Origin of the sequence: Frigoribacterium sp. NPDC087798, from assembly GCF_044742985.1 — a bacterium.
Taxonomy (GTDB): domain Bacteria; phylum Actinomycetota; class Actinomycetes; order Actinomycetales; family Microbacteriaceae; genus Frigoribacterium.
Genome location: NZ_JBIUVP010000003.1, coordinates 88,454 through 113,769, shown reverse-complemented (window position 1 = coordinate 113,769; position 25,316 = coordinate 88,454). Strand labels below are relative to the sequence as shown.

Sequence of the window (25,316 nt, the reverse complement as noted above, 5' to 3'; positions counted from 1 at the left end):
GAACTCACGGGGCACGGCGCACCGCCGGGGGGAGGAGGGCGTCGGCGACGACACCCGGGCCGATCGCGTCGAGGGCCGCCGCGAAGCGCTGCCACCGGGTCGCGTCGGCACCGAACGGCACGACGAGCGAGGGGGTGCGGGCGTTGCCGGTCGTGGTCCCGCCGTGTTCGGCGGCGAAGGAGGTCGCGTCGAGCCCCAGGCGCCGCACGGCCCGCGCGCCGACCACCGCGGCGAGGGGCTGTGGCGTCGTCGGCCGGTAGGGCGTGATGGTCGCGTCGGCCGCGCCCCGCAGGCTCCACGCCGTCGCCAGCAGCACCTGCTGCTTCTCGGACAGGCTGCGCAGAGCCGAGGAGGCGCGGGTCGCGTCGTCGCCGCCGGTCGCCTCGGGCAGCGCGAACAGCAGCCGGGTCTCCTCGGTCAGTCCGGTTTCGCTGCGCGCGATGCGGATCGTGCCGGTCCAGACCGTGCCGTCGGGCGCGGAGCCCGCGACGTGAACCCGGGAGTCCCGCGGCATGCGGGCCCGGGCCAGGGCCGTGATGCGACCGCGGTCCCAGACGGTGGCGGGGGGTTCGGAGGTGCCCCACACGGTGGGCGGGACGCCCGCGACGGCGGTGACCAGCGCCTCCGTCGTGGTGCCGGTCAGGGCCTCGGCCCTCGCCGCGTGGTGCACGGCCACGGAGAACTGCAGCCATGGACGCGTCGTCTCGACCGCCGGCTGGGGCAGGAGGGCGAACTCGTCGGCGGGCGCGGTCGCCCGCGCCGATCCGTCGACCGGGTCGCCGAGGGGATCGAGCAGGGCCTCGTCGTACGACGCCACCCGGGCACCGCCGATGGCGTGGCGCAGGTGGCCGTCGGCGTCCCGGACCAGCCAGGCCCCGGCGACGAGGCGCAGGGCCTGGTAGAGCGCCCAGCTGAGCCGGGCGTCGTCGTGGGTGACGACGACGACGCGGACGCCGGCGCGGGTCGCGTCGGTGAGCAGGGCCTGCCGCCCCGAGGTCAGGCCGACGACGGGGGCGGTGCTGATCGTCGCGATCCACCCCGGCCCGCTCGCGTCGGCGAGCGGGTGGGGCAGGGTCGTCGCCCGTGAGTCGCTCACGGGCCGGGCCTAGATGCCGTCGACGGCGGCCTTGGCCCGCTGCATGGCGGTCTGGGCCGACTCGTCGTTCGACGCGAGCGACTGGCGGAGCGTGTTGATGATCGTGCGCACCTCGGTGGCGACGCGGTTCCAGCGCTGCTCCTTGCCTGCGTACTCCTCGCTGGAGCCGTCGGCCTGGTAGTCCGCCATGGCGGTCTTGACGTCGGAGTCGCGCTGCGTGATGAGCGCCTCGAGGCGGCTGGCGACGGCGTTGAAGTTGTCCTGGGCGTTGCCCGAGGCTCCGAGGTCGAAGTCGCGGCGGTCGGTTGCGTTGGCCATGGTCGTTCCCCCTTATGCGCGCGATCCGCCGAAGCGGGCGCTCTCGAACCCGGCACCGGACTGGGCCGAGGTGGTCTCGTCGGCGATCTGCTGCTCACCCTCGACGAAGGCACGGTTCTGGCCCGTGATGCCGGTCAGCACCGAGGACAGGGCGGCGTTGAGCTCGACGGAGATGCCGTCGACCTCGCCCTTGAAGCGGTCGAAGGCGGCGCGGCCGGCTCCGTTGAAGCGGCCTTCGAGCGGCGCGGCCGCGTCGGCGAGCTGGCGGACGAGCGCGCCGAGGTCGTCGCCGGCCCCGCTCGTCTTCTGGCTCAGTTGCGTGAGGGTCTCGCTCCCCATGGCGAACTTCATCATGTCGTTCTCCCCTTGCTTCGATCTGATGGCGACCCGTCACGGGTCGACTCATGAGGAAATCACGATTCCGTCTCGATCGCCACCCGTCTGCGGGGTACATGTCGGGGGACCGAGGCGGGGGACGAGTGGGTGACGGCCCCGGAACGGGTGTCTCACCGGGGGACGTGGGGTCGGCTAGCCTGGGGCCGATCGTGCGCTCCGGGGACGCGGGCGGTCGCTCCTCGTCGGTCTCGACGACCTGGTCCGGCACCCCGCAGGCGAGAGGCGGAACCGTGGGCGCACTGGTCGGCGCACGAAGCTGCGGACGCTGCGGACAACCGCTCGGTGCGGGCGCGACCTGGTGCTTCTGGTGCGGCGTGCGGATCGTCTCGGCGGCGACCGGCAGCGCCATCGGCACCTACTCGGGACTGCTCGCGGGCGTGCAGACGGCGACCCCGTCGCGGCGTCGCGGTGCGGTCGCCATCGACTGGGGCGTGCCCCTCGTCCTGTTCGGCGTCCTCGTCGTCGGTGTGGCCACGGGCGCCTCGTCCGCCACGGCCGGCGCGGCGCTCGTCCCCGTGCCCGTCGAGGTCGCGGTGGTGGTGGTCGCCCTGGCCTTCGTGCTGCTCGACGTGGTGCTCTACGTGCGCGGAGGGCGCTCGGTGGGCCGGTTGGTCCTGTCCCTGCGCACGGTGGACGACCTGACCGGTCGCCCGCCGGCCGTGCTGAGGGTCGACCGCCGCGGGCGCTTCAGCATCCGTCGTCAGGCGGTGACGGTCGACCTGCGGCGTGGCCGGGACCCCATGACGTCGTCGCCCCCGCTCGTGCAGCGGCCCGCCCTCCCCGCCGCGGCCTCCGCCCCGCTGCCGCCTCACCCGACCGACCCGCTCGACGCCGCGGGACGACCCGACGAGAACACCTTCGGTCGGACGGGCCAGGGCCGACCCACGACCGCCGCGCCATCGATCGTCCTCGAGCTCGACAGCGGCGAACGCCTCGACCTCGAGTCGACCCTGCTGATCGGCCGCGCCCCGGTCAACCGCGAGGGCGAGGAGCACCCGGTCTTCGCCTGGGCGGACCTCGCCCGCAGCCTCACCAAGACCCACGCCCTCTTCGCGTGGGAGGGGGCCGTGCTGTGGGTGACCGACCTCGGGTCGACGAACGGGTCCTCGCTCGTCGCGCCCGACGGGACGCGGCAGCCGCTCGTGTCGGGCCTGCGCGGGCCGGCCGCACCGGGATACGTCGTCGAGCTCGGCGAACGGACCCTCACCGTCCAACCGTCCGGGGTGGTGGACGCATGAGCGGGGACCGCGACGTCGTCCTGCTCGAGACCGTCAAGACGCACCGCGCCCGCCTGGTCTCGGCCCTCCTGTTCGGCGAACTCGACGAGCGTCGGCTCGTCGACGACAACGTCCGTCGGCTGATCGTCAGCCTGGTCATCGCTGCGGTCGCCTGCGCGGGCTGCGCCGGCACGTCCTTCGTGCTCTCGGTGCTGGCCGACCAGCGCGCGACCCAGTCGCAGACCACCGGAGGGTCAGGAGGCGCGGTGCCGGTCACCGGCTCGCCGTCGCCCTCTCCCGCGTCAACCGACGTCCCCGACCCCACCCCCACGACGGAGCCCCGATGACCGACTACACCCGGCTGACCATCGTCGGCACGGCGCGCAAGGCCGAGATGGTCGTGCCCGCCGACGAGCCGATCGGTGGTCTGATCCCGCGCCTCATGGAGCTCCTCGACGAGCGTCCCGGTGCCGTGTCGCGCCCGCTGACCCTCGTCCGCTCGACGGGGGAGCAGCTCGACACCTCTCTGTCGGTCGCCGAACAGCGCATCGTCGACGGCGAACTGCTCCGGCTGCTGCGCGAGGACGCCGCGCCCCCGCCGCCCGAGGTCGCGGACGTCACCGACGTCCTGGCCGAGTCGCTCGCCAGCCGACCGGGCCTGTGGACGCGACGGTCGCGCACGGCGACGGCGGCCGTCGCGATCGGACTGCTCTCGCTGGCGCTCTCGACGGTCGTGGCCAGGGCGTCCGACGTCGAGCCCGTCGGCACGCTCGCGATCGTCTACGGGTTCGCCGTCGTGGTGGCCCTCGTGTCCGGCCGGTTCGGCGGCCGCTGGCTCGCCGTCGCCGCGACCTCGGTCGCCCTGGGGTGCGCGGCCCCCCTGGCGGTCGTGCTCGGGGCCGTCCCGGCCCTCGAGCTGCCGCCGGTCGACGTGGCGCTCGCCGTGATCGTGCTCGCCTGGGTCGCGCTGGCACTCGGAGCGGGCGCCGGTCTCGGCTCCCGGTCGGCGTGGTGGGGCGGCGTCCTCGGCGTCGTGCTCGGGGCCGTGCCGATCGTGCTGCGGTCCCTCGGCGTCCAGGACGCGGGGGCCGTGGGCGTCGGCGCCGTGCTCGCCGTCGTCGTCTGCGGCCTGCTGCCCTGGTTCGCCATGAGCGCCTCCGGCCTGACAGGTCTCGACGACCAGGTGGTCGACGGACGTCGGGGTCGCCGTGACGAGGTGCTGCTGACGGTCGGCGACGCCTACCGCACCCTGACCTGGTCGACCTTCGCGGTGGCGGGGCCCGTGGCCGTCACGGCCGTCTCGTCCGTCGGGTCGGCCGATCTCTGGCAGGTCGGTCTCGGGGTCGCCGTGGTGCTCGTCGTCGCGGCCCGCACCCGGGCCCTGCCGATCGCCGCCCAGGGCTGGGTGCTCTGGGCCGCCGCCCTGATCGGCCTGCTCGGGGGCCTGCTCGTCCAACCGCTCGCTCCCGGGTGGCTCGTGGTCGTCCTGTTCGCGGCCGGGGTCGTGGTCGCGGTCGTGGCCGGCGGCGTCGACCCGGTCGCCCACCAACGCGCCTCGCTGCGCCGCGTGGGTAACGCCGTCGAGGCCCTCGGCGTCGTGGCTCTGCTCCCCGTCCTGCTCGGGGTGTTCGGCGTCTACGCCGACCTGCTCGGGGCCTTCTCGTGAGCGCGTTCGACGCGTTCGTCCGGTCGGCGCCGCTGGCCCTGCTCGGCAGCGTGAGCGCCCGGGTGCACGAGGTGACGACGGTCGACGAGATCGTCCGGCGGCCGCTGCCGGTGTCGCGCCGCATCGGCTTCGTGCAGGCACGGGGCGGAGCCGGGGCGAGTTCGACCGCCGGTTACGTCGCCGCCCTGCTCGCCCGTCGCCGTCCCGGGCTCGTCCTCGGCGTGGACGCGTCGCGCGGCCCCCGCGGCATGCTGTGGCAGGCCGGCGCGCCGGTCGGTTCGAGCGCGGCACCGAGCTCGCGGAGGCGCACGGCACGCCGGTCGGTCGACGCCGTCGACGGTCTGCCCCGCACGCCCTCGGGCCTCTACGCCCTCTCGCTCGACCCCCGGGGCGAGTCCCGTGCCGTGGCCGCCGCGGCGGGCTGGTTCGACGAGGTCACCCCGATCAGCCGCTTCTTCGACCTCGTCGTGACCGACTGGGGAGTGCGCGACTGGCGTGCCGACCTCACCGACGTGGTGTCGGCCAGCCGGACGGTCTGCATCGTGGCCCGCGCCGATCGCCACGCCGCCGAGGAGGCCGCGGCCCTCGTGCCCGCGATCAAGGACCACCCCGACCGGCCCGACGTGGTCATCGCCCTGGTCGACGTCGGCGACGCCGGTCGCGCGGCGCCCGTCACGGTCGGCGACGACCCCACCGTGCCCGTCGTGCGCGTGCCCTACGACGCGGCCCGTTCCGGCGGTCGGCCGGTGTCGAGCGCCGCACTGGGCACGCGCACCCGCATCGCCTACGCCCGGCTCGCCGCCGCCCTGCTGCCCCTCGACGCCCCGTCGGTCCCGAGGGGCGCCCCGCCCGTCGGGGATCCCGGCCCGGCCCCGTCCGCGGCCGATCCCGGCCCGTCGGAACGTCGCCCCTCGGAACGCCGCCAGGCTCGCGGGCGGGACGCCCGCCCGGCGATCGCCGACGACCAGGAGGCGCGACGATGACCGTCAAGCTCGTCCACCGGCCCACGCGCATCACGCGACCCGTCCAGCCCGCCGAGCACGAGGACATCACCCCGCCGCCCCAGCTGGCCGACGGCAAGGTCGGCGGCGTGCCCGTGCAGGCCCTGCTCCCCGTCGTGGGCGCCCTCTCGAGCGTCGTGATGATCGTCGTCTACCGCGGCAGTTCGAACCCGCTCTTCCTGCTGGTCGGCGCTGTGCTGCTCATCGTCGCCCTGGTCGGCGGCCTCGCGGTCACCCTCAGCCAGCGGGGCAACGCGGCCCGGCAGCGGCGCCTGCAGCGCGAGCGCTACCTCGACTTCCTCGAGCGCCTGCGCTCCCGGATGCGCACGAAGGCCCGGGCCGTCCGGGCGACGGCGGCCGTGCTCGACCCCGAACCCGCCGCCCTGCTCGAGCTGGTGCGCGACCCCGCGCGACTCTGGGAACGCCGCCGCCAGCACGACGACTTCCTCTCGGTGCGGATCGGCGAGGGCGACCTGACCTGGTTCCCGATGTCCGTCCCCGAGGACCCGAACCCCGTGCAGCCGTTCGACCCGATCATGGCCAGCGAGGCCGAGTCCGTGGTCGAGCACCTCTCGACCGTGCGGGGCATGCCCATCACGGTCGACCTCGACCGAGCCGGATCGGTCGCCGTGCTGGGCGACCGCGAGTCCGCGCTGCGGGTCGCCCGCTCGATGATCCTGCAGCTCGCCGCCCTGCACTCGCCCGACGACGTGCACCTGGCCGCGGCGTTCCCCGAGAGCGCGGCCGACGACTGGCGCGGCTTCGACCTCGTCCCGCACGCCGTGGACGACTCGCTCTACGACGGACCGGTGCCGGCGCGACGGGTCGCGACCAGCGCCTCCTCGTTGCTCTCGGTCATCGGCGGCGAACTGGGCGACCGGGCACAAGAGGCCGCCACGACGAAGCGCTCGATCGGCACCACGGCGCGCACCGAGGGATCGCGCCTCGTCGTCTTCGTCGACGACTGGGGGCACGTCGCCTCGAGCATCCCGGTGCCCGACGCCGACCTCTCGCTGACCGACCTCGGCGTGACGACCGTCCACCTGCTGAGCGACCGCCTGCACGAGCCGTCCGACGTCACCCTGCGCATCACCGTCGAGGGCGACGAGGCGGTCGTGACGGACGCCCGCGTCGAGGACGACGGCCAGGTCCGCGTGCAGACGGCGACGATCGACGCCACGACCCCGCAGCTGTTCGAGGCCGTCGCCCGCACGCTCACCCCCCTGCGGCTCAGCCTCAGCAGGCAGGACGAGGTCGACTCGGCCCAGGCCGTCGAGATCACCGACCTGCTGGGCATCGACGACGTGACGACGCTGACGCCGGCGACCGCGTGGACGCCGCGCTCGCCGCGGGACTTCCTGCGCGTGCCGATCGGCATCGACGACTTCGGGGCGCCGGTCCTGCTCGACCTCAAGGAGTCCGCGCAGCTCGGCATGGGCCCGCACGGCATCTGCATCGGTGCGACCGGCTCGGGCAAGAGCGAGCTGCTGCGCACGCTCGTGCTCGGCCTCGCCCTGTCGCACTCGCCCGACGACCTCAGCATGGTCCTCGTCGACTACAAAGGAGGCGCGGCGTTCGCTCCGTTCGCGGGGTTGCCGCACGTCGCCGGGCTGATCGACAACCTGGCCGACGACGCGCAGCTCACCGAACGTGCCCGGGTCAGCATCCAGGGCGAGGTCGTGCGGCGTCAGGAGCAGCTGCGCGACGCCGGTGGGGCGTCGTCCATCAGCCACTACCGCGAGATGCGCGTGGGTCGCCCGGAGCTGCCGCCGATGCCCCACCTGTTCGTCGTCATCGACGAGTTCGGCGAGCTGCTCACGGCGGAGCCCGAGTTCGTCGACCTGCTGCTCACCATCGGTCGCATCGGGCGGTCGATCGGCGTGCACCTGCTGCTCTCGAGCCAGCGCATCGAGGCGGGCAAGTTGCGCGGCCTCGACACCTACCTCTCGTACCGGATCGGCCTGCGGACCTTCTCCGAGGCCGAGAGCTCGATCGTGCTCGACCGGCCGGACGCGTTCCACCTCCCCGCGGTCCCGGGGTTCGGCTTCCTCAAGGTCGACACCTCGGTGTACCGGAGGTTCCGTGCGGGTTACGTGTCGGGCCCCCTGCCGACCGAGGCCGCCCGCTCGCTGGCGGGCGACGACGTGCGGCCGACCGCGCTCCTGCTGCCGACCTTCAACGGCATCGCGGGCGGCGACGACGACGGCGGCGAGGACGAGCTCTCGCGGCCCGACGTCGGTCGCGCCGTCATCGACGAGGCCGTCGACCGTCTCATGGGCGGCGGCACCGACGTCGACCCGGTCTGGTTGCCGCCCCTGCCCGACCGGCTCGCGCTCTCGCGGGTGGTCGGAGCGGACCAGGCCGGCGGCCTGCGGGTGCCGATGGGACTGCTCGACGACCCGGCGCGGCAGCGGCAGGACCCGTGGCTGCTCGACCTCGCCCGGGCCGGTGGGCACGTCGCCGTGATCGGGGCGCCGCAGACCGGACGCAGCACGTTCCTCCGCACCCTCGTCGCCTCGCTGGCCCTGACGCACACCCCGCAGGAGGTCGGCATCTACGGCATGGACCTCACGGGCGGGGGGCTCGGCCGGATCGAGGGGTTCCCGCACGTCGGCGGCGTGGCGACGCGGGCGAGCAAGGACCGCCTCCTGCGGCTGCTCGAAGAACTGGCGGCCATGCTGACGACCCGGGAGCGCGTGTTCCGCGACCACGGCATCGACTCGCTGGCCATGCTGCGTCGATTGCACGCCGCGGGCGAGGTGCCCGAGCTCATCTCGGCCGACGTGGTCCTCGTCGTCGACGGCACCGGTCAGCTGCGCGGGGACTTCGCCGAGCTCGAGACGGCGTTCGGCGACCTGCTGCTGCGCGGCGGCAGCTACGGCCTGCACGTCGTGCTCGGGATGACGCGGTGGAACGAACTGCGGATGGCGCAGCAACCGCTGGTCGGCACCCGGGTCGAGTTGCACCTGAACGATCCCGCGGACTCGGTCATCGGTCGCAAGCTGGCCCAGACCATCCGGGCCGACCAGGCCGGTCGGGCACTGACCGACGACAACCTGTTCGCGCAGGTGGCGCTGCCGGTGCTGGACGACACGGACGACGACGAGGTCGGCGAAGCCCTCGAGGCCCTCGCCCGACGGTCGGCGTCGAGCTGGAACGGCCCCGCGGCGGCACCGATCCGCCTCCTGCCCACCGAGCTCTCGCCGGACGAGCTGCCCGACGCGCTGGACGAGCCCGAGGCGATCCCGTTCGGCCTGCGGCAGGACACGATGCAGCCGGTCGCCCTCGATCCGGGTGCCGACCAGCACCTGCTCGTGTTCGGCGACTCGAAGGCCGGCAAGTCGACCCTGCTGCGCGGACTCGTCCGCGGCTTCGTCGACCGGGCGACCCCGGACGAGCTCGTCGTGGCCCTGATGGACCTCCGCGGCGACCTGGTCGCCGAGGTGCCCGACGACTACCTCGGCGGTCATGCCTCGACCAGCACGGACGCCCGCGCGCTCGCCGTCGCCGTGGCCGACGAGCTCGCCAAGCGCCAGGCCGGCGACCGCGACGCCGGTCCGCGCATCGTGGTGGTGATCGACGACTACGACATCGTCGCCTCGGGGGGCACCGAGCCGCTCAAGCCGTTGCTGCCCTTCCTGCCCTCGGCCCGCGACCTCCGGCTGCACGTGTTGATCAGCAGGCCGGTCGCCGGCTCGGCGCGGGCGCTCTACGACCCGGCGCTGCAGACGCTGCGCGACACGGGTGGGTCGTCGTTCATCATGTCGGGCGAACGCAGCGAGGGACCGATCGTGCCGCAGGTCTACGCCGAGCAGATGACCGCCGGTCGAGGCCGCCTGGTCCGTCGCGGCCAGGCGCCGCGCATCGTCCAGGTGGCCCGGTTCGAGGCCGACGGACGAGCCGACGTCGCCGGAGCGGGCTCGTGACCGGCCGGACGGTCGTCGTCGCGGGCGTCGCCGGGGGCGTCGGGACCACGACGGTCACGGCCCTGCTCTTCACCCAGCTCTCGGGGGAGTCGGTGCCCCGGCTGATCGACCACTCGGGCGGGGACCTCGGGACCCGGCTGACCGGGGGCGACGACGCGCCGCGGGTCGACCACGAGCTGACCCTGCACGACCTCGGCGCCCACGCCGACGGCGCACTCCTCGACCTGCTCGACGACACGAGCGTCTTCGGGGTCGTCGTGGCCCCGACGACCCCGGTCGGCTTCGCCGACGCCCAACGGGTCCTCGCCCGCATCCGCGAGCGGCACGGGGTCGGCGGCCTGCGCCGGGTGATGCTCGTGGTCGTCGGCGTCTTCGGCGAGCACCGGACCACGCGCTCGAGCGAGGCGCTGCAGAACGAGTTCGGCCGTCGCTCGCTCGTCGTCGTCCCGCGCGACCCCGCCCTCGCGGCGGGCGGGCGCGTTCCGCTCAACCGGCTGACGCGGGAGTCCCGACGGGCCCAGGGCGAACTCGTGTCGTACCTGCGCGAACGCCTGGCGAGCCACCGCGACGCGCGCTGAGGCGCCGAGCCGCGCCTCCGGCCGGGACGCGAGCCGCGCCTCCTCGTCCGAGGGGCGTCAGCGCAGGGGCTCGATGAGGTGAGGGCCGTTGTTGCGGACGTTGTTCGCGTCGCGGCTCACCTCGTGCTGGACGAGGTCGTGGGCGACCTCGAACGAGTCCCGGTCGAGCAGCGAGAGCAGCTCGTCGGCGTCGAGGCCGTCGCCCAGCCAGTCGTCGTACGAGTCGGGGGTGAGGCAGGCCGGCATCCGGTCGTGCACCTCGCCCGGTGCCACGTGGGCGTCGCGCGTGATGATCGTCGTCGAGAGCACCCAACGGTCGGGGTCGTCCTCGTCCTTCGCGGGATCGGGCCACGCGGTGACGAGGCCGGCCATGGCGAGCCCGGCGTCGGGCTGGTGCACGTAGTGCGGCTGCTTGCCGGTCTCGGTCACGACCCACTCGTAGTACCCCTGTGCGGGCACGATGCACCGGCTGCTCGCGAACGCCCGGCGGAACATGCCGCTGGTCGCCACGGTCTCGATGCGGGCGTTGATCGGCTGCGGACGCTTCTTCAGGTCGGGGTACCACGACGGCACGAATCCCCACCGGGCACCGGGCAGCTGCCTCTCGCCGTGCCGCTCCCGGACGACCGGCACGACGGTCGTCGGCGCGACGTTGAAGTCGTCGGGCAGGGGCCCCAGGCCGTCGAGCAGGCTCGGCAGCAGATCGGACGTGGCCCGGGCAACGACGTAGCGACCGCACATGCCGACAGTCTGCTCTTCCGCGGCCCCCTGCGACTGTAGGGTCGACGCCGAACCGGTACGTGACATGACGGAGGATCGATGGCCTACGGCGAGTACATCGTCTACGCGGACGAGAGCGGAGACCACTCGCTGGTGTCCATCAACGAACAGTTCCCCGTCTTCGTCCTCGTGTTCTGCATCTTCCGGGTCGACGACTACGTCCGGCGCATCGTCCCGTCGACCCAGCGCCTGAAGTTCGACTTCTTCGGCCACGACATGATCGTTCTCCACGAGCGTGAGATGAGGAAGGCCCTGCCACCTTTCGACATCCTGCAGAACGGGGCTGTCAGGAGGACCTTCATGAGCCGCGTCTCGAACCTCGTCGACGACGCCCCCTTCGACGTCGTCGCCTGTGTCATCGACAAGAGAGCCTTCCGTGACGAAAGAGGCCACGCGGCCAATCCGTACCATGTGGCCCTCGAGTACGGAATGGAACGTGTCTTCCTGCACCTGCAGCGCCGCGGTCAGCGGGACCGTCCCACCTGCATGGTCTTCGAGAGCCGTGGGAAGGCAGAGGACGCCGATCTCGAGCGCGAGTTCGAGCGGGTACGGTCGTCGACTCGACTGCGGGGCCTGGGGACCACGCTGACGTTCCGTTGTGCGGCCAAGAGCGCCAACAGCACGGGGATCCAGATCGCGGACATGGTGGCGAGGCCGATCGGACTCCAGGTGATCCGGCCGGGTCAGGCCAACGCGGCATGGGACCGCATCGACCCCAAGATCGTCCGGTCACCTGCAGGCGAGACCCGCGGCTGGGGACTCAAGGTCTACCCGTGAGCGGAGGTCACAAGCGTCTGGCCCCGACATCGTCGGGGCCAGACGCCGATCGAGCATTCCCGATCCATTTGTTCTCCCATCCTAACCGTGGGGTCCTGACGAGACCACCTCGGATCTGCTCTTCCGCGGAGGGGCGTGTCGGTGGTTCACTGTGGCCGTGGCGCCGCGTGGGACGGCGACACGGTGAGAGGGTGGTGACCATGTCCGACGAGCAGAACCCCGCGCGCGGCTTCGTCGTCGCGGGCGTCGTGCCCAACTCTGGTGAGGCCGTCGTGGCGACCGCGGCCGACCTGGCAGCACGGTACGGCACCGGTCTGCTCTGCGTCTCGGTCGAGCCCGACCGGCTCGCCTTCGCCGAGGGCATCGACGGCACCGTCCTGTCGTACCCCCTCGACCCCGACGACTACACCGAGACGCTGTCCTTCGACGCCGACCTGGAGGCGCGGCTGCGGCCGGTCGCCTCGGCTCGCGGCGTGGAGCTGCGCACCTCGATCGTCGCCGGCGACCCCGCCCGGTGCCTGTCGCACCTGGCCGAGCAGCTCGACGCCCCGCTCATCGTCGTCGGCAGCCGCGAGGCCGGCCTGCGGGGCAGCGTCCGTGAGTTCTTCGCCGGCTCGGTCGCGCTGCACCTCAGCCACCGTCAGCACCGGCCGGTCGTCGTCGTGCCGCTCGCCCCCGTCCCCCGCAGCCAGACGCTGCCGTGGGAGGACGAACTGTGACGCGAGGCCGCCGGTGACGGGTGCCGCGCGCCCTCGTGCCCCGCACCTCCGTCCGTCCCTGATCGCCCTCGTCGCCCTGGGCGGCGCCCTCGGGACGGCCGCACGGGTCGGGATCACGCTCGTGGTGCCGTCGTGGGGGGCGTTCGACACGGCGATCTTCGCGATCAACGTGGTCGGGGCGTTCGTGCTCGGCGTCCTGCTCGAGCGGTTGCTGCGCTCCGGGCCCGACGAGGGCGGGCGTCGCCGGCTCCGACTGCTCGTGGGGACGGGGGTCCTCGGCGGGTTCACGACCTACAGCTCGCTCGCGACCGAGACCGCGGCGCTCGCCGGGGCGGGCGGGGGCGATCTCGTCGTCGCCGTGCTCTACGGGCTGCTGAGCCTGGTGCTCGGGGTGCTCGCCGCCGCGGCCGGCATCCGGGTCGGCGCACGTCTCGCGGGGCGCGCCTCGTGAGCCCGTTGCTCGTCGTCGCCGTCGCGGTGGCCGGCGGGGTCGGTGCCGCCACCCGGTTCGTCGTCGACGGGCTCGTCAAGCACCGCCTCGGCTCCGCCTACCCGTGGGGCACGACCGTCATCAACGTGTCGGGCTCGTTCGCGCTGGGGCTGCTGACCGGCCTGGCCCTGCAGGCGGTCGTCACGCCCGAGTGGAAGGCCGTGCTCGGCACCGGGCTGCTCGGCGGGTACACGACGTTCAGCACCGCGAGCGTCGAGACGGTGCGACTGCTGGCGGTCGGGCGACGCGGGGCCGCGGTCGCGAACGGCCTGGGCATGCTCGTCGCGTGCGTGGTCGTCGCCTCCCTCGGGCTGTGGCTCGGCTCGCTCGCCTGACGGGCTCGTCGCCCGGGCCTCAAGCGCGCCGAGTGGGCAGATCTGGTCCTTCCGCCGCTGGTGAGGGACCGGTTCTGCCCACTCGACCCGCGCCTCCGGGGGGAGGGGCCCGGTCAGGCGTGCGTCTCGCGCTCGTGCCCGGCGTGGTCGGCCGGCTCGAGCTGGAACGTCGCGTGCTCGACCGAGAAGTGGGCGGCGAGGCACCGGTCGAGGGCGTCCAGGGTCTCGTCGACCTTCATGTCGCAGAACACCTCGCGTTCGACGACGACGTGCGCCGAGAACACGGTCGCTCCGCTCGTGATCTGCCAGGCGTGGACGTCGTGTGCCGAGACGACGCCCGGGGTGTCGCCGATGTGCGTGCGGACCGACTCGAGGTCGATGTCGCCCGGAGCCGAGCCGAACAGCACCCGGATCGCCTCGCGCAGCAGCGACCAGGCCCTCGGCACGATCATCGCCGCGATGATCAGCGACCCGACCGAGTCGGCCTGCGTGAAGCCCGTGGTCAGCACGACGACGGCGGCCACGACGACGGCCGCCGAGCCGAGCAGGTCGCCGAGCACCTCGAGGTAGGCGCCGCGCATGTTGATCGAGTGCGTGGCCCCGCCCCGCAGCACGAGCAGTGCCGCGACGTTCGTCGCCCCGCCGACCAGGCCGACGACCAGCATCGGCAGCCCGAGCACCTCGTGCCCGTCGACCGCCACGAGACGGGAGACGGCGGCGACGGCGACCGAGAGCGACACGGCGAGCAGCACGAGGCCGTTGACGAAGGCGGCGAAGACCTCGGCCCGGCGGTAGCCGTAGGTCTGTCGGCCGCTCGCGGGTCGGGCGGCGACGATCGTGGCCACGAGGGCGATGACCAACCCGGCCAGGTCGGAGAGCATGTGCCCCGAGTCGGCCAACAGCGCCAGGGAGCCCGAGAGCCAGGCACCGACCAGCTGGGCGACGAGACCGAGGGCGACGATCGCGATCGCGAGGCGGAGCCGTCGTCCGTCGGCGGCGACGTGTCCGTGGTCGTGGCCCATGGGCGCCTCTCGTCGGGATGGAGGATCGGGGTGGCGATCGGCCCGGCGGGTCGGTCCGCCGGCGTTCCGGGCCGGCGTCGAATCTACCGGCGCCCGTCGGCGACGGCCACCGATCCGGGCAGTCGATAACGAGTCTCGATCCCTGCAACGACGCCGATCGGGGCCCGCCGGGCGGACGAGGAGGCGCGGGTCGGCCCCGCCTGGGAGCCGCCCCCACCGCGCATGGTTCAGTGAGGCATGACCGACTCGACCGAGACCTCCTCCGCCTCCCTCGGGGAACCCGCCCGCGCCTCCTCGTCCCTCGTCGCCGTGACGGGTGCGACGGGCGCCGTGGGCGGCATCGTGGCCGCGCACCTGTCCGAGCGGGGCGTGCCGCTGCGGCTCGTCGTGCGCGACGCCACCCGGGCACCCCGACTCGACGGGGCCGAGGCCGAGGTCGCCGTCGCCACGTACGGCGACCGGGCGGCCTCCGTCGAGGCCCTGCGCGGGGTCGAGACGCTGTTCATGGTGTCGGCGGCGGAGGCCCCCGACCGCGTCGACCAGCACCGCTCGTTCGTCGACGCGGCCGTCGAGGCGGGCGTGCGGCACGTGGTCTACACGTCGTTCGCCGGTGCGTCGGCGGACTCGGTCTTCACGCTCGGGCGGGACCACTTCGCGACCGAGCAGCACATCCGCGAGTCGGGGCTGGCCTTCACGTTCCTGCGGGACAACTTCTACCTGGACTTCATCCCGCTGTTCGCGGACGAGCAGGGCGTGATCCGCGGCCCGGCCGGTGACGGGCGCGTGGCGGCGGTGGCCCGGGCCGACGTCGCGGCGGTGGCGGCCGTCGTGCTGCTCGACCACGAGTCGCACGCCGGGGCGACCTACGACCTCACCGGGTCGGAGGCGTTCACCCTGACCGAGGCGGCTGCACGTCTCACCGCCCTCGGCGGACGGTCGTTCACGTTCGTGGACGAGACGGTCGACGAGGCCTACGAGTCCCGCCGCGTCTTCGAACCCGAGCCCTTCCAGGCGGACGCCTGGGTCAGCACCTACACGTCCATGGCCTCGGGCGAGGTGGCGCAGGTGACGTCGTCCGTGCGCGACCTGACCGGACGCGACCCGTTGACGCTCGAGGTGCTCTTCGCCGGAGGCGTCCAGCACTGACCCGGCCCGGGAGGCCGCCCGGTCGTCGGCCCGGCCGGCGGCCCGGCCGGCTCAGGGCACGCGTCGCGACGACAGCACGCCGCTGACGCCGAGCACGACGACCGCCGCGGCGACGCCGATCATCGGGATCTGCCAGTTGCCGCTGACGTCGTGCAGTGCGCCGATCGCGAGCGGCCCGAGCGCGGCGATCGCGTAACCGCCGCCCTGCACCAGGGCCGACAGTCGTCGTGCCTCGACGTCGGTCGACGCCATGCGCACGATGACGATGAAGATGATCGTGATGCCGCCGCCCTGCGCGGCCCCACCGAAGATCGACCAGAGCAGCCAGTGCTCGGGAGCGAAGAGCAGGCCCAGCGGCATGGCCGACCAGAAGACGGCGATCAGCCCGATGACGACCGCCGGCCGCACGCGCAGGGCGAGGAACGGCACCCCCAGCGCACCCACGACCGCGAGGATCTGGAAGACCGACGAACTCGCGCCGGCCGCCTCGCGGGTGAGGCCGACCTCGTCGCGCAGCAGCGTGGGCATCCAGGCCGTGAGCCCGTAGTAGCCGAACGCCTGCCCCGAGAAGGCCAGCGTCAGGCCCCAGGTCGTCCACCGACGCAGCAGCGGGGTCGCGCTGCGTCGTCGCTCGCGCGCGTCGACCTCGGCCTCGCCGGGCTCGACGACGTCGATGCCGCCCGTGAAGACGTCGGTCGCCGAGGAGGCGCGGTCCCGGTCGTCGACGTCGGCCTGCGACCCCGGCACCACGGCCACGCTGCCGCCCCGCACCGCGACGCGGGGGCCGACGGCGATCGACCAGACGACGGCGGCCAGGACGGCGAGCAGCCCCCAGGTGACGAGGGCGAGGGGCCAGCCGACGACCGAGGCGATCGGGGCCGTCGCGAGCGAGGTGATCATGGACCCGACGTTGAGGGCCGAGGTGTAGATGCCGGTGACGAAGCCGGCCCGCTCGGGGCTGAAGTCACGACGGATGACGACGGGCAGCACGACGTTGCCGATCGTGATGGCGACGCCGATCACGATCGTGCCCACGTAGAGCCACACCGTGCCACCGGCCGTGCGCAGCAGCGTGCCGAGGAGCACGCCGGCGAGCCCCAGCGTGACGGCGCGCTCGGCGCCGATCCGGCCGATCAGGGCCGAGGCGAACGGGCTCGCCACGGCGAAGCAGAGCACGGGGATGCTGGTGAGCAGCCCGGCGACGACCGCCGTGAGGCCGAGGTCGGCGCTCATCTGGTCGAGCACGGGGGCCGGGGCCACGATCGGCCCGCGCATGTTGAGGGCGATCAGCACGATCGCGAGGGTGAGCAACCAGGCGGCGGGCGACCGCACCGCGGCCGCGGCCCGGGTCACGCGGCGCCGCGCAGCAGGGAGACGCCCAACAGGTCGGCCACCTCGTCGACGTCCGCCGCCACGGCGACCGCACCGACGTACTCCTCGGGCTCGCCGTAACCCCAGCCGACCAGGATGGTTGGCACGCCGTGCACGGCCGCGCCCTCGACGTCGTGGTGGCGGTCGCCGAGCAGGACGGGCCGCGAGAGGTCGGCCCCGCGGGCCCGCAGGCGCTTCAGGGCCTCCTCGACGACGTCGGCCTTGGTGTTGCGCACCTCGTCGTCGGACGCGCCGGTGATGACGTCGAGGTAGCGGTCGAGGCCGTGGGCCCGGAGGATGGCCGTGGCCGGGGTCTCGGGCTTCGAGGTCGCGGTCGAGGTGGGGATGCCGGCCGCGTGCACGGCCGCCATGAGGTCGGGCACCCCGGGGAAGACCTCGCCCTCGAGGGCGCCGTGGGCCAGGTAGTGCGCGCGGTAGAGCCGCATGGCGTCGACGAGGCGCTCGCCGTCGAGGCCGAGGCGCACCTCGAAGCTCTGCGGCAGGGGCGGGCCGACCCAGGCCATGAGGTCGGCGGGGGAGGGCACCGGCAGGCCGAGTTCGCCGATCGTGTGGGCGAGGCTGGCGGTGATCGCGGGCGCCGAGTCGGCGATGGTGCCGTCGAGGTCGTAGAGGACGGCCGTGTAGGGGAGAGTCATCACCCCCAGCTTACGGATCGGGGGTCAGCAGGGGACCGCTCGGAGCGGCCAGGTCGCGACGGCCGACACGGCGTCCCGGATCGCCGTCGCGTTCGCACCCGCACTCGTCGTGCTCGTCTTCGCGGTCGCGGTCGCGGTCGCGGTCGCGTGCGGGGCCGGGCTCCGTCGCGTCGCGTCGAACGGGCGCTGGGGGGCGTCGGGCCTGCTCGCGAGGGATCGGAAGACGGGGGTCGCCTCGCGTTCGGCGGCCAGGGTGTCGAAGATCGGTGAGGTCACGGGTTGCTCCTGCGGTCGATGGGGGTCGTAGCAGAAATATAACCCTGAAATGTGAGTATCACAAGGGTTCGTAGGCCCATACCCGCGTAGGCCCATACCCGCGTGGGCCCGCACCCGCGTGGCCCCGCACCCTCGTGGGCCGGCGTCAGAAGAGGCGGGAGTGCGAGTCGTCCAGCCCGCGCATGGCGTCGTAGTCGAGCAGGAGGGTGCGGATGCCCCGGTCGTGGGCCAGTGTGCGGGCCTGCGGTTTGATCTCTTGCGCGGCGAACACCCCGGTCACGGGGGCGAGGTGCGGGTCGCGGTTCATCAGCTCGAGGTACCTCGTGAGCTGCTCGACCCCGTCGATGTCGCCTCGCCGCTTCAGCTCGACGGCCACCGCGGCGCCCTTCGCGTCGCGGGCCAGGATGTCGACCGGCCCGATGGCGGTCATGTACTCGCGGCGGACGAGGGTGTGGCCCTCGCCGAGCAGCTCGATCTGTTCGGCCAGCAACTTCTGCAGGTCGGCCTCGACGCCGTCCTTGGTCAGCCCCGGGTCGACGCCCATCTCGTGGGACGAGTCGTGCAGCACCTCGTGGATCGACACCACCAGGAGGTCGGCCGTCTTGGCCTGGGTCACCTTCCACAGCTCGACGACGCCGGCCTCGCGTTGGTCGTCGTCGGGTTCGACCGTGCGGATGGTGCAGGGCGGGCTCATCCAGTTCAAGGGCTTGTAGCTGCCCCCGTCGGAGTGGACGAGCAGGCTGCCGTCGCTCTTGACCATCAGGAGGCGCGTGGCCAGGGGCAGGTGGGCGGACAGTCGACCGGCGTAGTCGACCGAGCAACGGGCAATGACGAGGCGCACCCGACGATCCTACGGGGCGGCGCGAACGCGGCAGGGGCCCTCGTTGACAAGTATGCATATGTGAAATACATTCATGACAGATGGTCGGCAGGACGGCCACCGAGACGCCTCCAGGAGGAACGATGCCCCACCCGATGCCCGCCACGACCCGGCCGCTGCGGACGACGACCCACGACACGGCCGAGCTGCTGCTCGTCGACCTGGCGACGGCGCGCTACGCGCCCGGCGACTCCCTCGACGTCGACACCATCGTGCGCGAGCACCGGGTCACCCCCGGCGAGGTGCACCTCGCCCTCTTCGAGCTGAGGCGCATGAAGGTCGTGGTGCGCGCCCCGTTCAGCGGTGCCCACGTCGTCGTCTGGCACCGGCGGTTCAACGAGGTGCTGCTGCGCGACCTGGTCCGCATGGTCTCCGTGGCGTCGACGACGGCGACGTCGCTCGAGGACGTCCCCGAGCCCGCCGTGCGCCGACCGGCCTGCACGGCCCACGGGCTGGCCCTGCCCGCGGACGTCGCCCACTTCCTCGACCTCGTCCGGGCGATCGTGCAGGTGCTCTCGCCGGCGGCCCGTCAGCACGTGCGCGACGACCTGCTGCTGCCGCTCGAGATCCTCTGCAGCGCGAGGGCCGTCGCGGTGCACGACATGCGGCCCGCCCTCGGCGAGACCGTCCGCGGCGCGATCGTCGACCTGATGGAGGCCGCCGCGCACTACGGCGACTGGACACAGCTGCCCGGTCTCGCGTCCGACTACGTCACGGCCCTGGGCGTCGACGAACCGCCCGTGCGACCCGTCGACTGACGCCGCACCGACCGTCACCGCTCACCCGGAGGCCGTCCGGCCCCGTCGGCTAGGCTGCGGCAGCATGAGCCGGGCAGAGGGCGACGTCGCCGCGAGGCCGACCCTCGCGTCGGTGGCGCGGGTCGCCGGGGTGAGCGCGAGCACCGCCTCCTTGGCCTTCAGCGGGACCGGCCCCGTCTCGGACGAGACCCGCGCGCGGGTGCTCGCCGCCGCCGACGAACTCGGCTACGCCGGGCCCGACCCCCGCGCGAGGTCGCTGCGGCGTGGGCGTTCCGGCATCGTCGGCGCCGTCCTCGAGTCCACCCTCAGCACGGCCTTCCGCGACCCGATCAACGTGGCCATGCTCGACGGCATCGCCGACGTCACGGGGCCGGCCGACAACTCGCTGCTGCTGCTGACCGAGACCGCGGGCGAGCGGTCCCGCCTGCTGGACGCCCCGGTGGACGCCGTCGTGCTGTTCGGCTGCAGCACCCGCCTCGACCAGTCCGTGTCGATCATGCGTCGGCGCGGCATCCCGGTGGTCTCGATCGAGGCCCCGCCGACCGAGGGCGTGCTCGACATCGCCGAGGACAACGTGGGCTCGTCCCGCCTGTTGGCGCAGCACCTGCACGACTTCGGCCACCGACGGGTCGCCGTCGTCGCGCTCGAGCTCGGCCCGGGCCGGTCGAGCGGCGACGGGGACGACGAGCTCACCGACGCGCGCGTGGCCCGGGGCACCTCCTGGCCGACCCTCGAGCGGCTGCGCGGCACCCGCGAGGTCTTCCCGGGCGTGGGCGGCCTGGCCACCCGCGGCAGCTGGACGAGCGAGGGGCACCGCGCCGGCCTGCGCCTGCTCGACGTGCCCGAGGCCGAGCGGCCGACGGCGATCGTCGCCCAGAGCGACCTGCTCGCGTCGGGCGTCATCGCGGCGGCGGACGACCTGGGGCTGTCCGTGCCGGGCGACCTGAGCGTCGTCGGCTACGACGGCGTGCGCCTCGACGACCCGCGCGCCGCCGACCTCACGACGGTCGTCCAGCCCGCCGTCGAGAAGGGCCGCGCGGCCGGTCGCGCAGTGCTCGCGCTCCTCGCCGGCGACCCCGTCGAGGGCACGACGTTCACGAGCGTCTTCCGCCCCGGCTCGACCACGGGTCCGCCCGCGCGCTGACGCCCGACCCCGACGCCTCCTCGCCGACGCCGACCCACGACCCCGGGTTCAGCCGGCGCCGACGACCATCCAGCGGTCCGACCGCGCCCGGAGGCCCAGCGTCACGGCGCGGATGCCGATGTAGCCCAGGCCGAAGGCCAGCCACAGGGCGACCGTGCCCCGCGCGTCCGGCCCGACCCGCGCCTCCAGCGGGATCAGGATCGCGAGGTAGACGACCGTGTTGACCACGCCGGCGAGGGCGAGGTAGCGGGCGTCGCCGGCGCCGAGGAGCACGCCGTCGAGCACGAAGACGAAGCCGGCCAGCGGGATGCCCACGGCCATCGCCAGCACGACCCGGGGCAGCAGGTCGCGCACCGCGTCGTCGCCGCTGAAGACGGGTGCGAGCAGCGGCGAGACCGCGGCCAGCAGCACGCCGAGCAGCAGACCGCCGCCGACCCCGAACAGCATCAGCCGGCGGGTGACGGCGCGCACCGCCTCGCGATCGCCCTGACCGAGCGCGTGGCCGACGAGGGCCTGGCCGGCGATGGCCAGCGCGTCGAGGGCGAACGCCAGCGTGCTGAACAGGGTGAGTGCGACCTGGATCGTCGCGAGTCCGGTCACCCCCGAGGAGGCGGCGGCCCAGACGGTCGCGATGATCGCGATCCGCAGGGACGCGTTGCGCACGAGCAGCCACGCGCCGGAGCGTGCCGTGCGACCGACGCCGGCCAGCCCCGGACGCAGCGGAGCCCCGACGGCCCGCGCGGCACGGACGGCGATCACCACGTACACTGCGGCCATGCCCCACTGCGCGACGACGGTCCCCGCGGCCGAGCCGGCGATGCCCCAGCCGAAGCCGTAGAGGAAGAGCGCGTTGAGGCCCGCGTTCGCCGCGAAGCCGACCGTCGCGACGACCAGTGGCGTCCTGGTGTCCTGCAGGCCGCGCAGCAGTCCGGTCGCCGCGATCACGAGCAGCATGCCGGGCAGGCCGAGCATCGACACGGTCAGGTAGGTCGCCGCGGCGTCGACGACGGCCGGGTCGGTGCCGAACAGGCCGACGAGGGGGCGGGCGACGAGTGCCCCGACCCCGGCGAGCACCACCCCGACCAGCAGCGCGAACCAGAGCCCGTCGACGCCGGCGCGGATCGCTCCGGGCCGGTCACCCGCGCCGAGCCGTCGGGCCACGGTCGGCGTCGTGGCGTAGGCCAGGAAGATCAGCAGGCCGAGGGCGGTCTGCAGCACGACGCTCGCGATGCCGAGCCCGGCGAGGGGCACCGTGCCCAGGTGCCCGACCATCGCGGTGTCGGTAAGGAGGAAGAGCGGTTCGGCGATCAGCGCGCCGAGCGCCGGCGCCGCGAGGGCGACGATGCGTCGGTCCCAGGGCGAACGGAGGCGCGAGGCCGTCACCGGGGACGGCTCGCCGCGGCGGCGTCCCACCGTCAGTCGGTGCCCCGGGCCCGACCCACGGCCGACATGAGGTGGTACACGACGATGGCCGCGACCGTGCCGAGGATGATGCCGCCGAAGCTCGCGCCCCCGAGGGCCAGGGTGAAGTCGGCGATGCCCATGATGAGCGCGACGCCGGCGGTCAGCTGGTTCTTCGGGCGGCTGAAGTCGACCCTGTTCTCGACCCAGATGCGGATGCCGATCACGCCGATGAGTCCGTAGAGCGCCGTCGTGACGCCGCCGAGCACCCCCGGCGGGATGGTGAAGATGACGGCGCCGATCTTGGGCGACAGCCCGAGCAGGATCGCCACGACGCCGGCGACCCAGTACGCGGCCGTCGAGAAGATGCGGGTGGCGCTCATCACGCCGATGTTCTCGCCGTAGGTGGTCGTCGCCGAGCCGCCGCCGAGGCCGGCGAGCACCGTGCTGAGGCCGTCGGCGAAGAGTGCCCGGCCGGTCAGCGGGTCGAGGTTGCGCTTCGTGAGCTGGCCGACGCCCTTGACGTGGCCGACGTTCTCGGCGATCAGGGCGAGCACGACGGGCAGGAAGCCGAGGTAGATCGGCAGCTGCCCGAGGTCGAAGGCGGGGGCCGTGAAGGTCGGCAGGCCCACCCACGGCGCGGCCGCGACGGCGCTGTAGTCGACGGCGCCCGCGATCACGGCGGCGACGTAGCCGACGACGACGCCGACGAAGATCGACAGGCGGCCGAGCAGGCCCTTGAAGAGCACGGCGCTCAGCACGACCGCGGCGAGCGTGATCAAGGCGATGCCCGGCGAGAGCGCGAAGTTGTCGCGGGCGGCCGGGGCCAGGTTGAAGCCGATGAGGGCGACGATCGAGCCGCTGACCACCGGGGGCAGCAGGGCGTCGATCCAGCGGGTGCCCGCGAGGTTCACTACCAGGCCGATCACCGCGAGCAGGGCGCCGACGACGATGATGCCGCTGAGCGCGAGGGGGATGCCGCCCACGTCGGTGGCGGCCGCGATCGGGGCGAGGAACGCGAACGACGAGCCCAGGTAGCTGGGCAGGCGGTTCTTCGTGATGACGAGGAAGAGCAGGGTGCCGATGCCGGAGAAGAACAGCGTCGTGCTCGGCGGGAACCCGGTGATGATCGGCACGAGGAAGGTCGCGCCGAACATCGCGACGACGTGCTGGCCGCCGAGGCCGATGGTGCGCGGCCAGCTGAGCCGCTCCTCCGGGGCCACGATCTCGGTCGGGTCGACCGTCTTGCCGTCGCCGTGCAGTGCCCAGGGGAGTGCCATGTCGAGAACTGTACTGGGGGTGCCGTTTCCTCCGTGTTTCCTGGGACGGCCTCGTCAGCCCGGGCCGCCGCGGGTCCGGCCCGGCCCGCCGTCGGGGGCCTCACCTAGGCTGACGGGCATGACCAGCGACGCACTGAGCAGCGGAATCCAGACCGACGAACTCGACCCGGCGGTCCGCCCGCAGGACGACCTCTTCCGGCACGTCAACGGCGCGTGGATCGACCGCACCGAGATCCCCGACGACAAGGCGCGCTACGGCTCCTTCTACCTGCTCGCCGAAGAGGCCGAGAAGGCCGTCCGCGAGATCGTGGTCGAGTCCCAGTCCGCCGAACCCGGCACCGAGGCCCGCAAGGTCGGCGACCTCTTCACCAGCTTCACCGACGAGGAGCGCATCGAGGCGCTCGGCGCCGCACCCCTCGAACCGCTCCTGGCCGAGGTCGAGACGGTCACCGACGTGACCTCGTTCACGCGCCTCCTGGGCTCGCTCGAGAAGCAGGGCATGCCGAGCTTCGTCCAGCTCTTCGTCGACAACGACCCGGGCGACCCCGAGCGGTACGTCGTCTTCGTCGAGCAGGGCGGCCTCGGCCTGCCCGACGAGTCCTACTACCGCGACGAGAAGTTCGAGTCGGTGCGGACCGCCTACCGGGCGTTCGTCGAGCAGATGCTCGGGCTCGCCGGCCTCGACGACGCCTCGGCCCGCGCCGACCGCGTGGTCGGGCTCGAGACCGCCCTCGCCACGCACCACTGGAGCAACGTCGCCACCCGCGACAGCGACAAGACCTACAACCTGCTGCCCTGGGCCGAGTTCGACGCGCTCGCCGAGGGCGTCGACCTCACGGCCTGGCGGGACGCCGTGGGCGGCCCGGCCGGCGTCTTCGACGAGCTCGTCGTGCGCGAGCCGTCGTTCGTCACCGGACTGGCCTCGCTGCTGACCGACGACCGCCTCGACGCCTGGAGCGACTGGCTGCGCTGGCAGATCGTCCGCTCCATGGCCGCCTACCTGTCGACGCCCTTCGTCGAGGCGAACTTCGGCTTCTACGGTCGCACCCTCACCGGCACCCCCGTGCAGCGTGCCCGCTGGAAGCGCGGCGTCTCGCTGGTCGAGGGCGCCCTCGGCGAGGCCGTCGGGCGCATCTACGTCGAGCGGCACTTCGCGCCCGAGGCAAAGACCGCGATGGACGTCCTCGTCGGCCACCTGGTCGAGGCCTACCGACAGAGCATCACGGGCCTCGAGTGGATGACCGACGAGACCCGAGCCCGGGCCCTCGACAAGCTCGAGAAGTTCACGCCCAAGATCGGTTTCCCTGAGAAATGGCGCGACTACTCGGCCCTGTCGATCGACCCCGCCGACCTGGTCGGCAACGTGCGGGCCACCGCCGCCTTCGGCTTCGACCGCGAGCTGGGCAAGATCGGCCAGCCGCTCGACCGCGACGAGTGGTTCATGACGCCGCAGACCATCAACGCGTACTACAACCCGGGCATGAACGAGATCGTGTTCCCCGCGGCGATCCTGCAGTTCCCGTTCTTCGACGAGACGCGCGACGCCGCCGCCAACTACGGAGCCATCGGTGCCGTGATCGGCCACGAGATCGGCCACGGCTTCGACGACCAGGGCTCGAAGTACGACGGCGACGGCAAGCTGACCGACTGGTGGACCCCCGCCGACCGCGAGGCGTTCGAGGAGCTGACCTCGTCGCTCATCGCGCAGTACGACGCCCTCGCCCCGAGGCAGGTGCCCGACCACCACGTCAACGGCGCCCTCACCATCGGCGAGAACATCGGCGACCTCGGCGGGCTCTCGATCGCCTGGAAGGCCTACCTCATCTCGCTCGACGGCAGCGAGCCGCCCGTGATCGACGGCCTGACCGGCGCCGAGCGGTTCTTCCTGAGCTGGGCTCAGGCCTGGCAGATCAAGCTGCGCGACGAAGAGGCGATCCGTCTCGTCTCGATCGACCCGCACTCGCCGAACGAGTTCCGGTGCAACCAGATCGTGCGCAACATCGACGAGTTCTACGAGACGTTCGGCGTCACCGAGAGCGACGCCCTGTGGCTGCCGGCCGAGGAGCGCGTCACCATTTGGTAG

General features: G+C 73.3%; 25 protein-coding genes. 14 read left to right on the top strand and 11 right to left on the bottom strand.

Annotation, left to right across the window (positions count from 1 at the left end):
- Nucleotides 1-4: 4 nt before the first annotated feature.
- The 3 genes from ACIOSR_RS10375 to ACIOSR_RS10365 are packed head-to-tail and all read right to left on the bottom strand — an operon-like array spanning nt 5 to nt 1,768.
- Nucleotides 5-1,096, bottom strand: a complete 1,092-nt coding sequence (locus tag ACIOSR_RS10375; protein ID WP_402752564.1) for a DUF6177 family protein — start codon at nt 1,094-1,096, stop codon at nt 5-7.
- A 9-nt stretch (nt 1,097-1,105) separates the two neighbouring features.
- Complete coding sequence (locus ACIOSR_RS10370; protein WP_043595262.1) at nt 1,106-1,414, bottom strand: pore-forming ESAT-6 family protein; 309 nt, start codon at nt 1,412-1,414, stop codon at nt 1,106-1,108.
- A gap of 12 nt (nt 1,415-1,426) precedes the next feature.
- Nucleotides 1,427-1,768, bottom strand: coding sequence for a WXG100 family type VII secretion target (locus ACIOSR_RS10365; protein WP_307785006.1), 342 nt, complete (start codon nt 1,766-1,768; stop codon nt 1,427-1,429).
- 356 nt (nt 1,769-2,124) lie between these two features.
- On the opposite strand from ACIOSR_RS10365, the gene ACIOSR_RS10360 reads away from it, so the two are divergent.
- Genes ACIOSR_RS10360 through ACIOSR_RS10335 form a run of 6 tightly spaced genes read left to right on the top strand, consistent with a single transcriptional unit; the run spans nt 2,125 to nt 10,198 of the window.
- Nucleotides 2,125-3,048, top strand: coding sequence for an FHA domain-containing protein (locus ACIOSR_RS10360; protein ID WP_402752563.1), 924 nt, complete (start codon nt 2,125-2,127; stop codon nt 3,046-3,048).
- Nucleotides 3,045-3,374, top strand: a complete 330-nt coding sequence (locus tag ACIOSR_RS10355) for a hypothetical protein (protein WP_402752562.1) — start codon at nt 3,045-3,047, stop codon at nt 3,372-3,374. Before ACIOSR_RS10360 ends, ACIOSR_RS10355 begins: the two co-directional genes overlap by 4 nt.
- Nucleotides 3,371-4,693 carry an EsaB/YukD family protein gene (locus ACIOSR_RS10350; protein WP_402752561.1) on the top strand — a complete coding sequence of 441 codons (1,323 nt, stop codon included), beginning with the start codon at nt 3,371-3,373 and terminating at the stop codon, nt 4,691-4,693. Before ACIOSR_RS10355 ends, ACIOSR_RS10350 begins: the two co-directional genes overlap by 4 nt.
- Nucleotides 4,690-5,676 (top strand): hypothetical protein, encoded by a 987-nt coding sequence (locus tag ACIOSR_RS10345; RefSeq protein ID WP_285062068.1) that lies wholly within the window; start codon nt 4,690-4,692, stop codon nt 5,674-5,676. Before ACIOSR_RS10350 ends, ACIOSR_RS10345 begins: the two co-directional genes overlap by 4 nt.
- Nucleotides 5,673-9,620: a type VII secretion protein EccCa gene (eccCa, locus tag ACIOSR_RS10340; protein ID WP_402752560.1), complete on the top strand. Its 3,948-nt coding sequence runs from the start codon at nt 5,673-5,675 to the stop codon at nt 9,618-9,620. The genes ACIOSR_RS10345 and eccCa overlap by 4 nt, the downstream gene beginning before the upstream one ends.
- Nucleotides 9,617-10,198: a hypothetical protein gene (locus ACIOSR_RS10335; protein WP_173153985.1), complete on the top strand. Its 582-nt coding sequence runs from the start codon at nt 9,617-9,619 to the stop codon at nt 10,196-10,198. Before eccCa ends, ACIOSR_RS10335 begins: the two co-directional genes overlap by 4 nt.
- A gap of 57 nt (nt 10,199-10,255) precedes the next feature.
- Here the strand turns inward: ACIOSR_RS10335 and ACIOSR_RS10330 are convergent, their stop codons facing one another.
- A complete protein-coding gene (locus ACIOSR_RS10330) occupies nt 10,256-10,939 on the bottom strand; it encodes an SOS response-associated peptidase (protein ID WP_402752559.1) in 684 nt (227 codons plus the stop codon).
- 78 nt (nt 10,940-11,017) lie between these two features.
- Here ACIOSR_RS10330 and ACIOSR_RS10325 point away from each other — a divergent pair, with 78 nt between their 5' ends.
- The 4 genes from ACIOSR_RS10325 to crcB all read left to right on the top strand — a co-directional run bounded on the left by ACIOSR_RS10325 (nt 11,018) and on the right by crcB (nt 13,299).
- Complete coding sequence (locus tag ACIOSR_RS10325) at nt 11,018-11,755, top strand: DUF3800 domain-containing protein (RefSeq protein WP_402752558.1); 738 nt, start codon at nt 11,018-11,020, stop codon at nt 11,753-11,755.
- Between the two features lie 200 nt (nt 11,756-11,955).
- Nucleotides 11,956-12,474: a universal stress protein gene (locus ACIOSR_RS10320; RefSeq protein ID WP_056229464.1), complete on the top strand. Its 519-nt coding sequence runs from the start codon at nt 11,956-11,958 to the stop codon at nt 12,472-12,474.
- A gap of 13 nt (nt 12,475-12,487) precedes the next feature.
- The gene (locus ACIOSR_RS10315) at nt 12,488-12,925 is read left to right on the top strand and encodes a fluoride efflux transporter FluC (protein WP_402752557.1); all 438 of its coding nucleotides are present in this window, start codon (nt 12,488-12,490) and stop codon (nt 12,923-12,925) included.
- A complete protein-coding gene (gene crcB / locus ACIOSR_RS10310; protein ID WP_402752556.1) occupies nt 12,922-13,299 on the top strand; it encodes a fluoride efflux transporter CrcB in 378 nt (125 codons plus the stop codon). Before ACIOSR_RS10315 ends, crcB begins: the two co-directional genes overlap by 4 nt.
- Nucleotides 13,300-13,412: 113 nt before the next feature.
- Here the strand turns inward: crcB and ACIOSR_RS10305 are convergent, their stop codons facing one another.
- Nucleotides 13,413-14,321 carry a cation diffusion facilitator family transporter gene (locus tag ACIOSR_RS10305; RefSeq protein WP_402752555.1) on the bottom strand — a complete coding sequence of 303 codons (909 nt, stop codon included), beginning with the start codon at nt 14,319-14,321 and terminating at the stop codon, nt 13,413-13,415.
- Nucleotides 14,322-14,558: 237 nt separating this feature from the next.
- Here ACIOSR_RS10305 and ACIOSR_RS10300 point away from each other — a divergent pair, with 237 nt between their 5' ends.
- Complete coding sequence (locus ACIOSR_RS10300) at nt 14,559-15,467, top strand: SDR family oxidoreductase (RefSeq protein ID WP_173153978.1); 909 nt, start codon at nt 14,559-14,561, stop codon at nt 15,465-15,467.
- 51 nt (nt 15,468-15,518) lie between these two features.
- On the opposite strand, the gene ACIOSR_RS10295 is transcribed toward ACIOSR_RS10300, so the two are convergent.
- The 4 genes from ACIOSR_RS10295 to nucS all read right to left on the bottom strand — a co-directional run bounded on the left by ACIOSR_RS10295 (nt 15,519) and on the right by nucS (nt 18,611).
- A complete protein-coding gene (locus ACIOSR_RS10295; protein WP_402752554.1) occupies nt 15,519-16,820 on the bottom strand; it encodes a CynX/NimT family MFS transporter in 1,302 nt (433 codons plus the stop codon).
- The gene (locus tag ACIOSR_RS10290; protein ID WP_056044155.1) at nt 16,817-17,494 is read right to left on the bottom strand and encodes an HAD hydrolase-like protein; all 678 of its coding nucleotides are present in this window, start codon (nt 17,492-17,494) and stop codon (nt 16,817-16,819) included. Before ACIOSR_RS10290 ends, ACIOSR_RS10295 begins: the two co-directional genes overlap by 4 nt.
- Nucleotides 17,495-17,518: 24 nt before the next feature.
- Complete coding sequence (locus tag ACIOSR_RS10285; protein ID WP_402752553.1) at nt 17,519-17,770, bottom strand: hypothetical protein; 252 nt, start codon at nt 17,768-17,770, stop codon at nt 17,519-17,521.
- A 145-nt stretch (nt 17,771-17,915) separates the two neighbouring features.
- The gene (gene nucS, locus ACIOSR_RS10280) at nt 17,916-18,611 is read right to left on the bottom strand and encodes an endonuclease NucS (protein ID WP_056044151.1); all 696 of its coding nucleotides are present in this window, start codon (nt 18,609-18,611) and stop codon (nt 17,916-17,918) included.
- Nucleotides 18,612-18,745: 134 nt separating this feature from the next.
- Between nucS and ACIOSR_RS10275 the strand changes: the two genes are divergently transcribed.
- On the top strand, nt 18,746-19,408 hold the full coding sequence (locus ACIOSR_RS10275) for a hypothetical protein (RefSeq protein ID WP_159828314.1): 663 nt from the start codon (nt 18,746-18,748) through the stop codon (nt 19,406-19,408).
- A 64-nt stretch (nt 19,409-19,472) separates the two neighbouring features.
- A complete protein-coding gene (locus ACIOSR_RS10270; RefSeq protein ID WP_267659136.1) occupies nt 19,473-20,552 on the top strand; it encodes a LacI family DNA-binding transcriptional regulator in 1,080 nt (359 codons plus the stop codon).
- Nucleotides 20,553-20,600: 48 nt separating this feature from the next.
- Here ACIOSR_RS10270 and ACIOSR_RS10265 read toward each other — a convergent pair whose 3' ends face one another.
- A complete protein-coding gene (locus ACIOSR_RS10265) occupies nt 20,601-21,935 on the bottom strand; it encodes an MATE family efflux transporter (RefSeq protein WP_402752552.1) in 1,335 nt (444 codons plus the stop codon).
- Between the two features lie 32 nt (nt 21,936-21,967).
- The gene (locus ACIOSR_RS10260) at nt 21,968-23,233 is read right to left on the bottom strand and encodes a uracil-xanthine permease family protein (RefSeq protein ID WP_173153971.1); all 1,266 of its coding nucleotides are present in this window, start codon (nt 23,231-23,233) and stop codon (nt 21,968-21,970) included.
- Between the two features lie 118 nt (nt 23,234-23,351).
- On the opposite strand from ACIOSR_RS10260, the gene ACIOSR_RS10255 reads away from it, so the two are divergent.
- Nucleotides 23,352-25,316, top strand: a complete 1,965-nt coding sequence (locus tag ACIOSR_RS10255; protein WP_402752551.1) for a M13 family metallopeptidase — start codon at nt 23,352-23,354, stop codon at nt 25,314-25,316.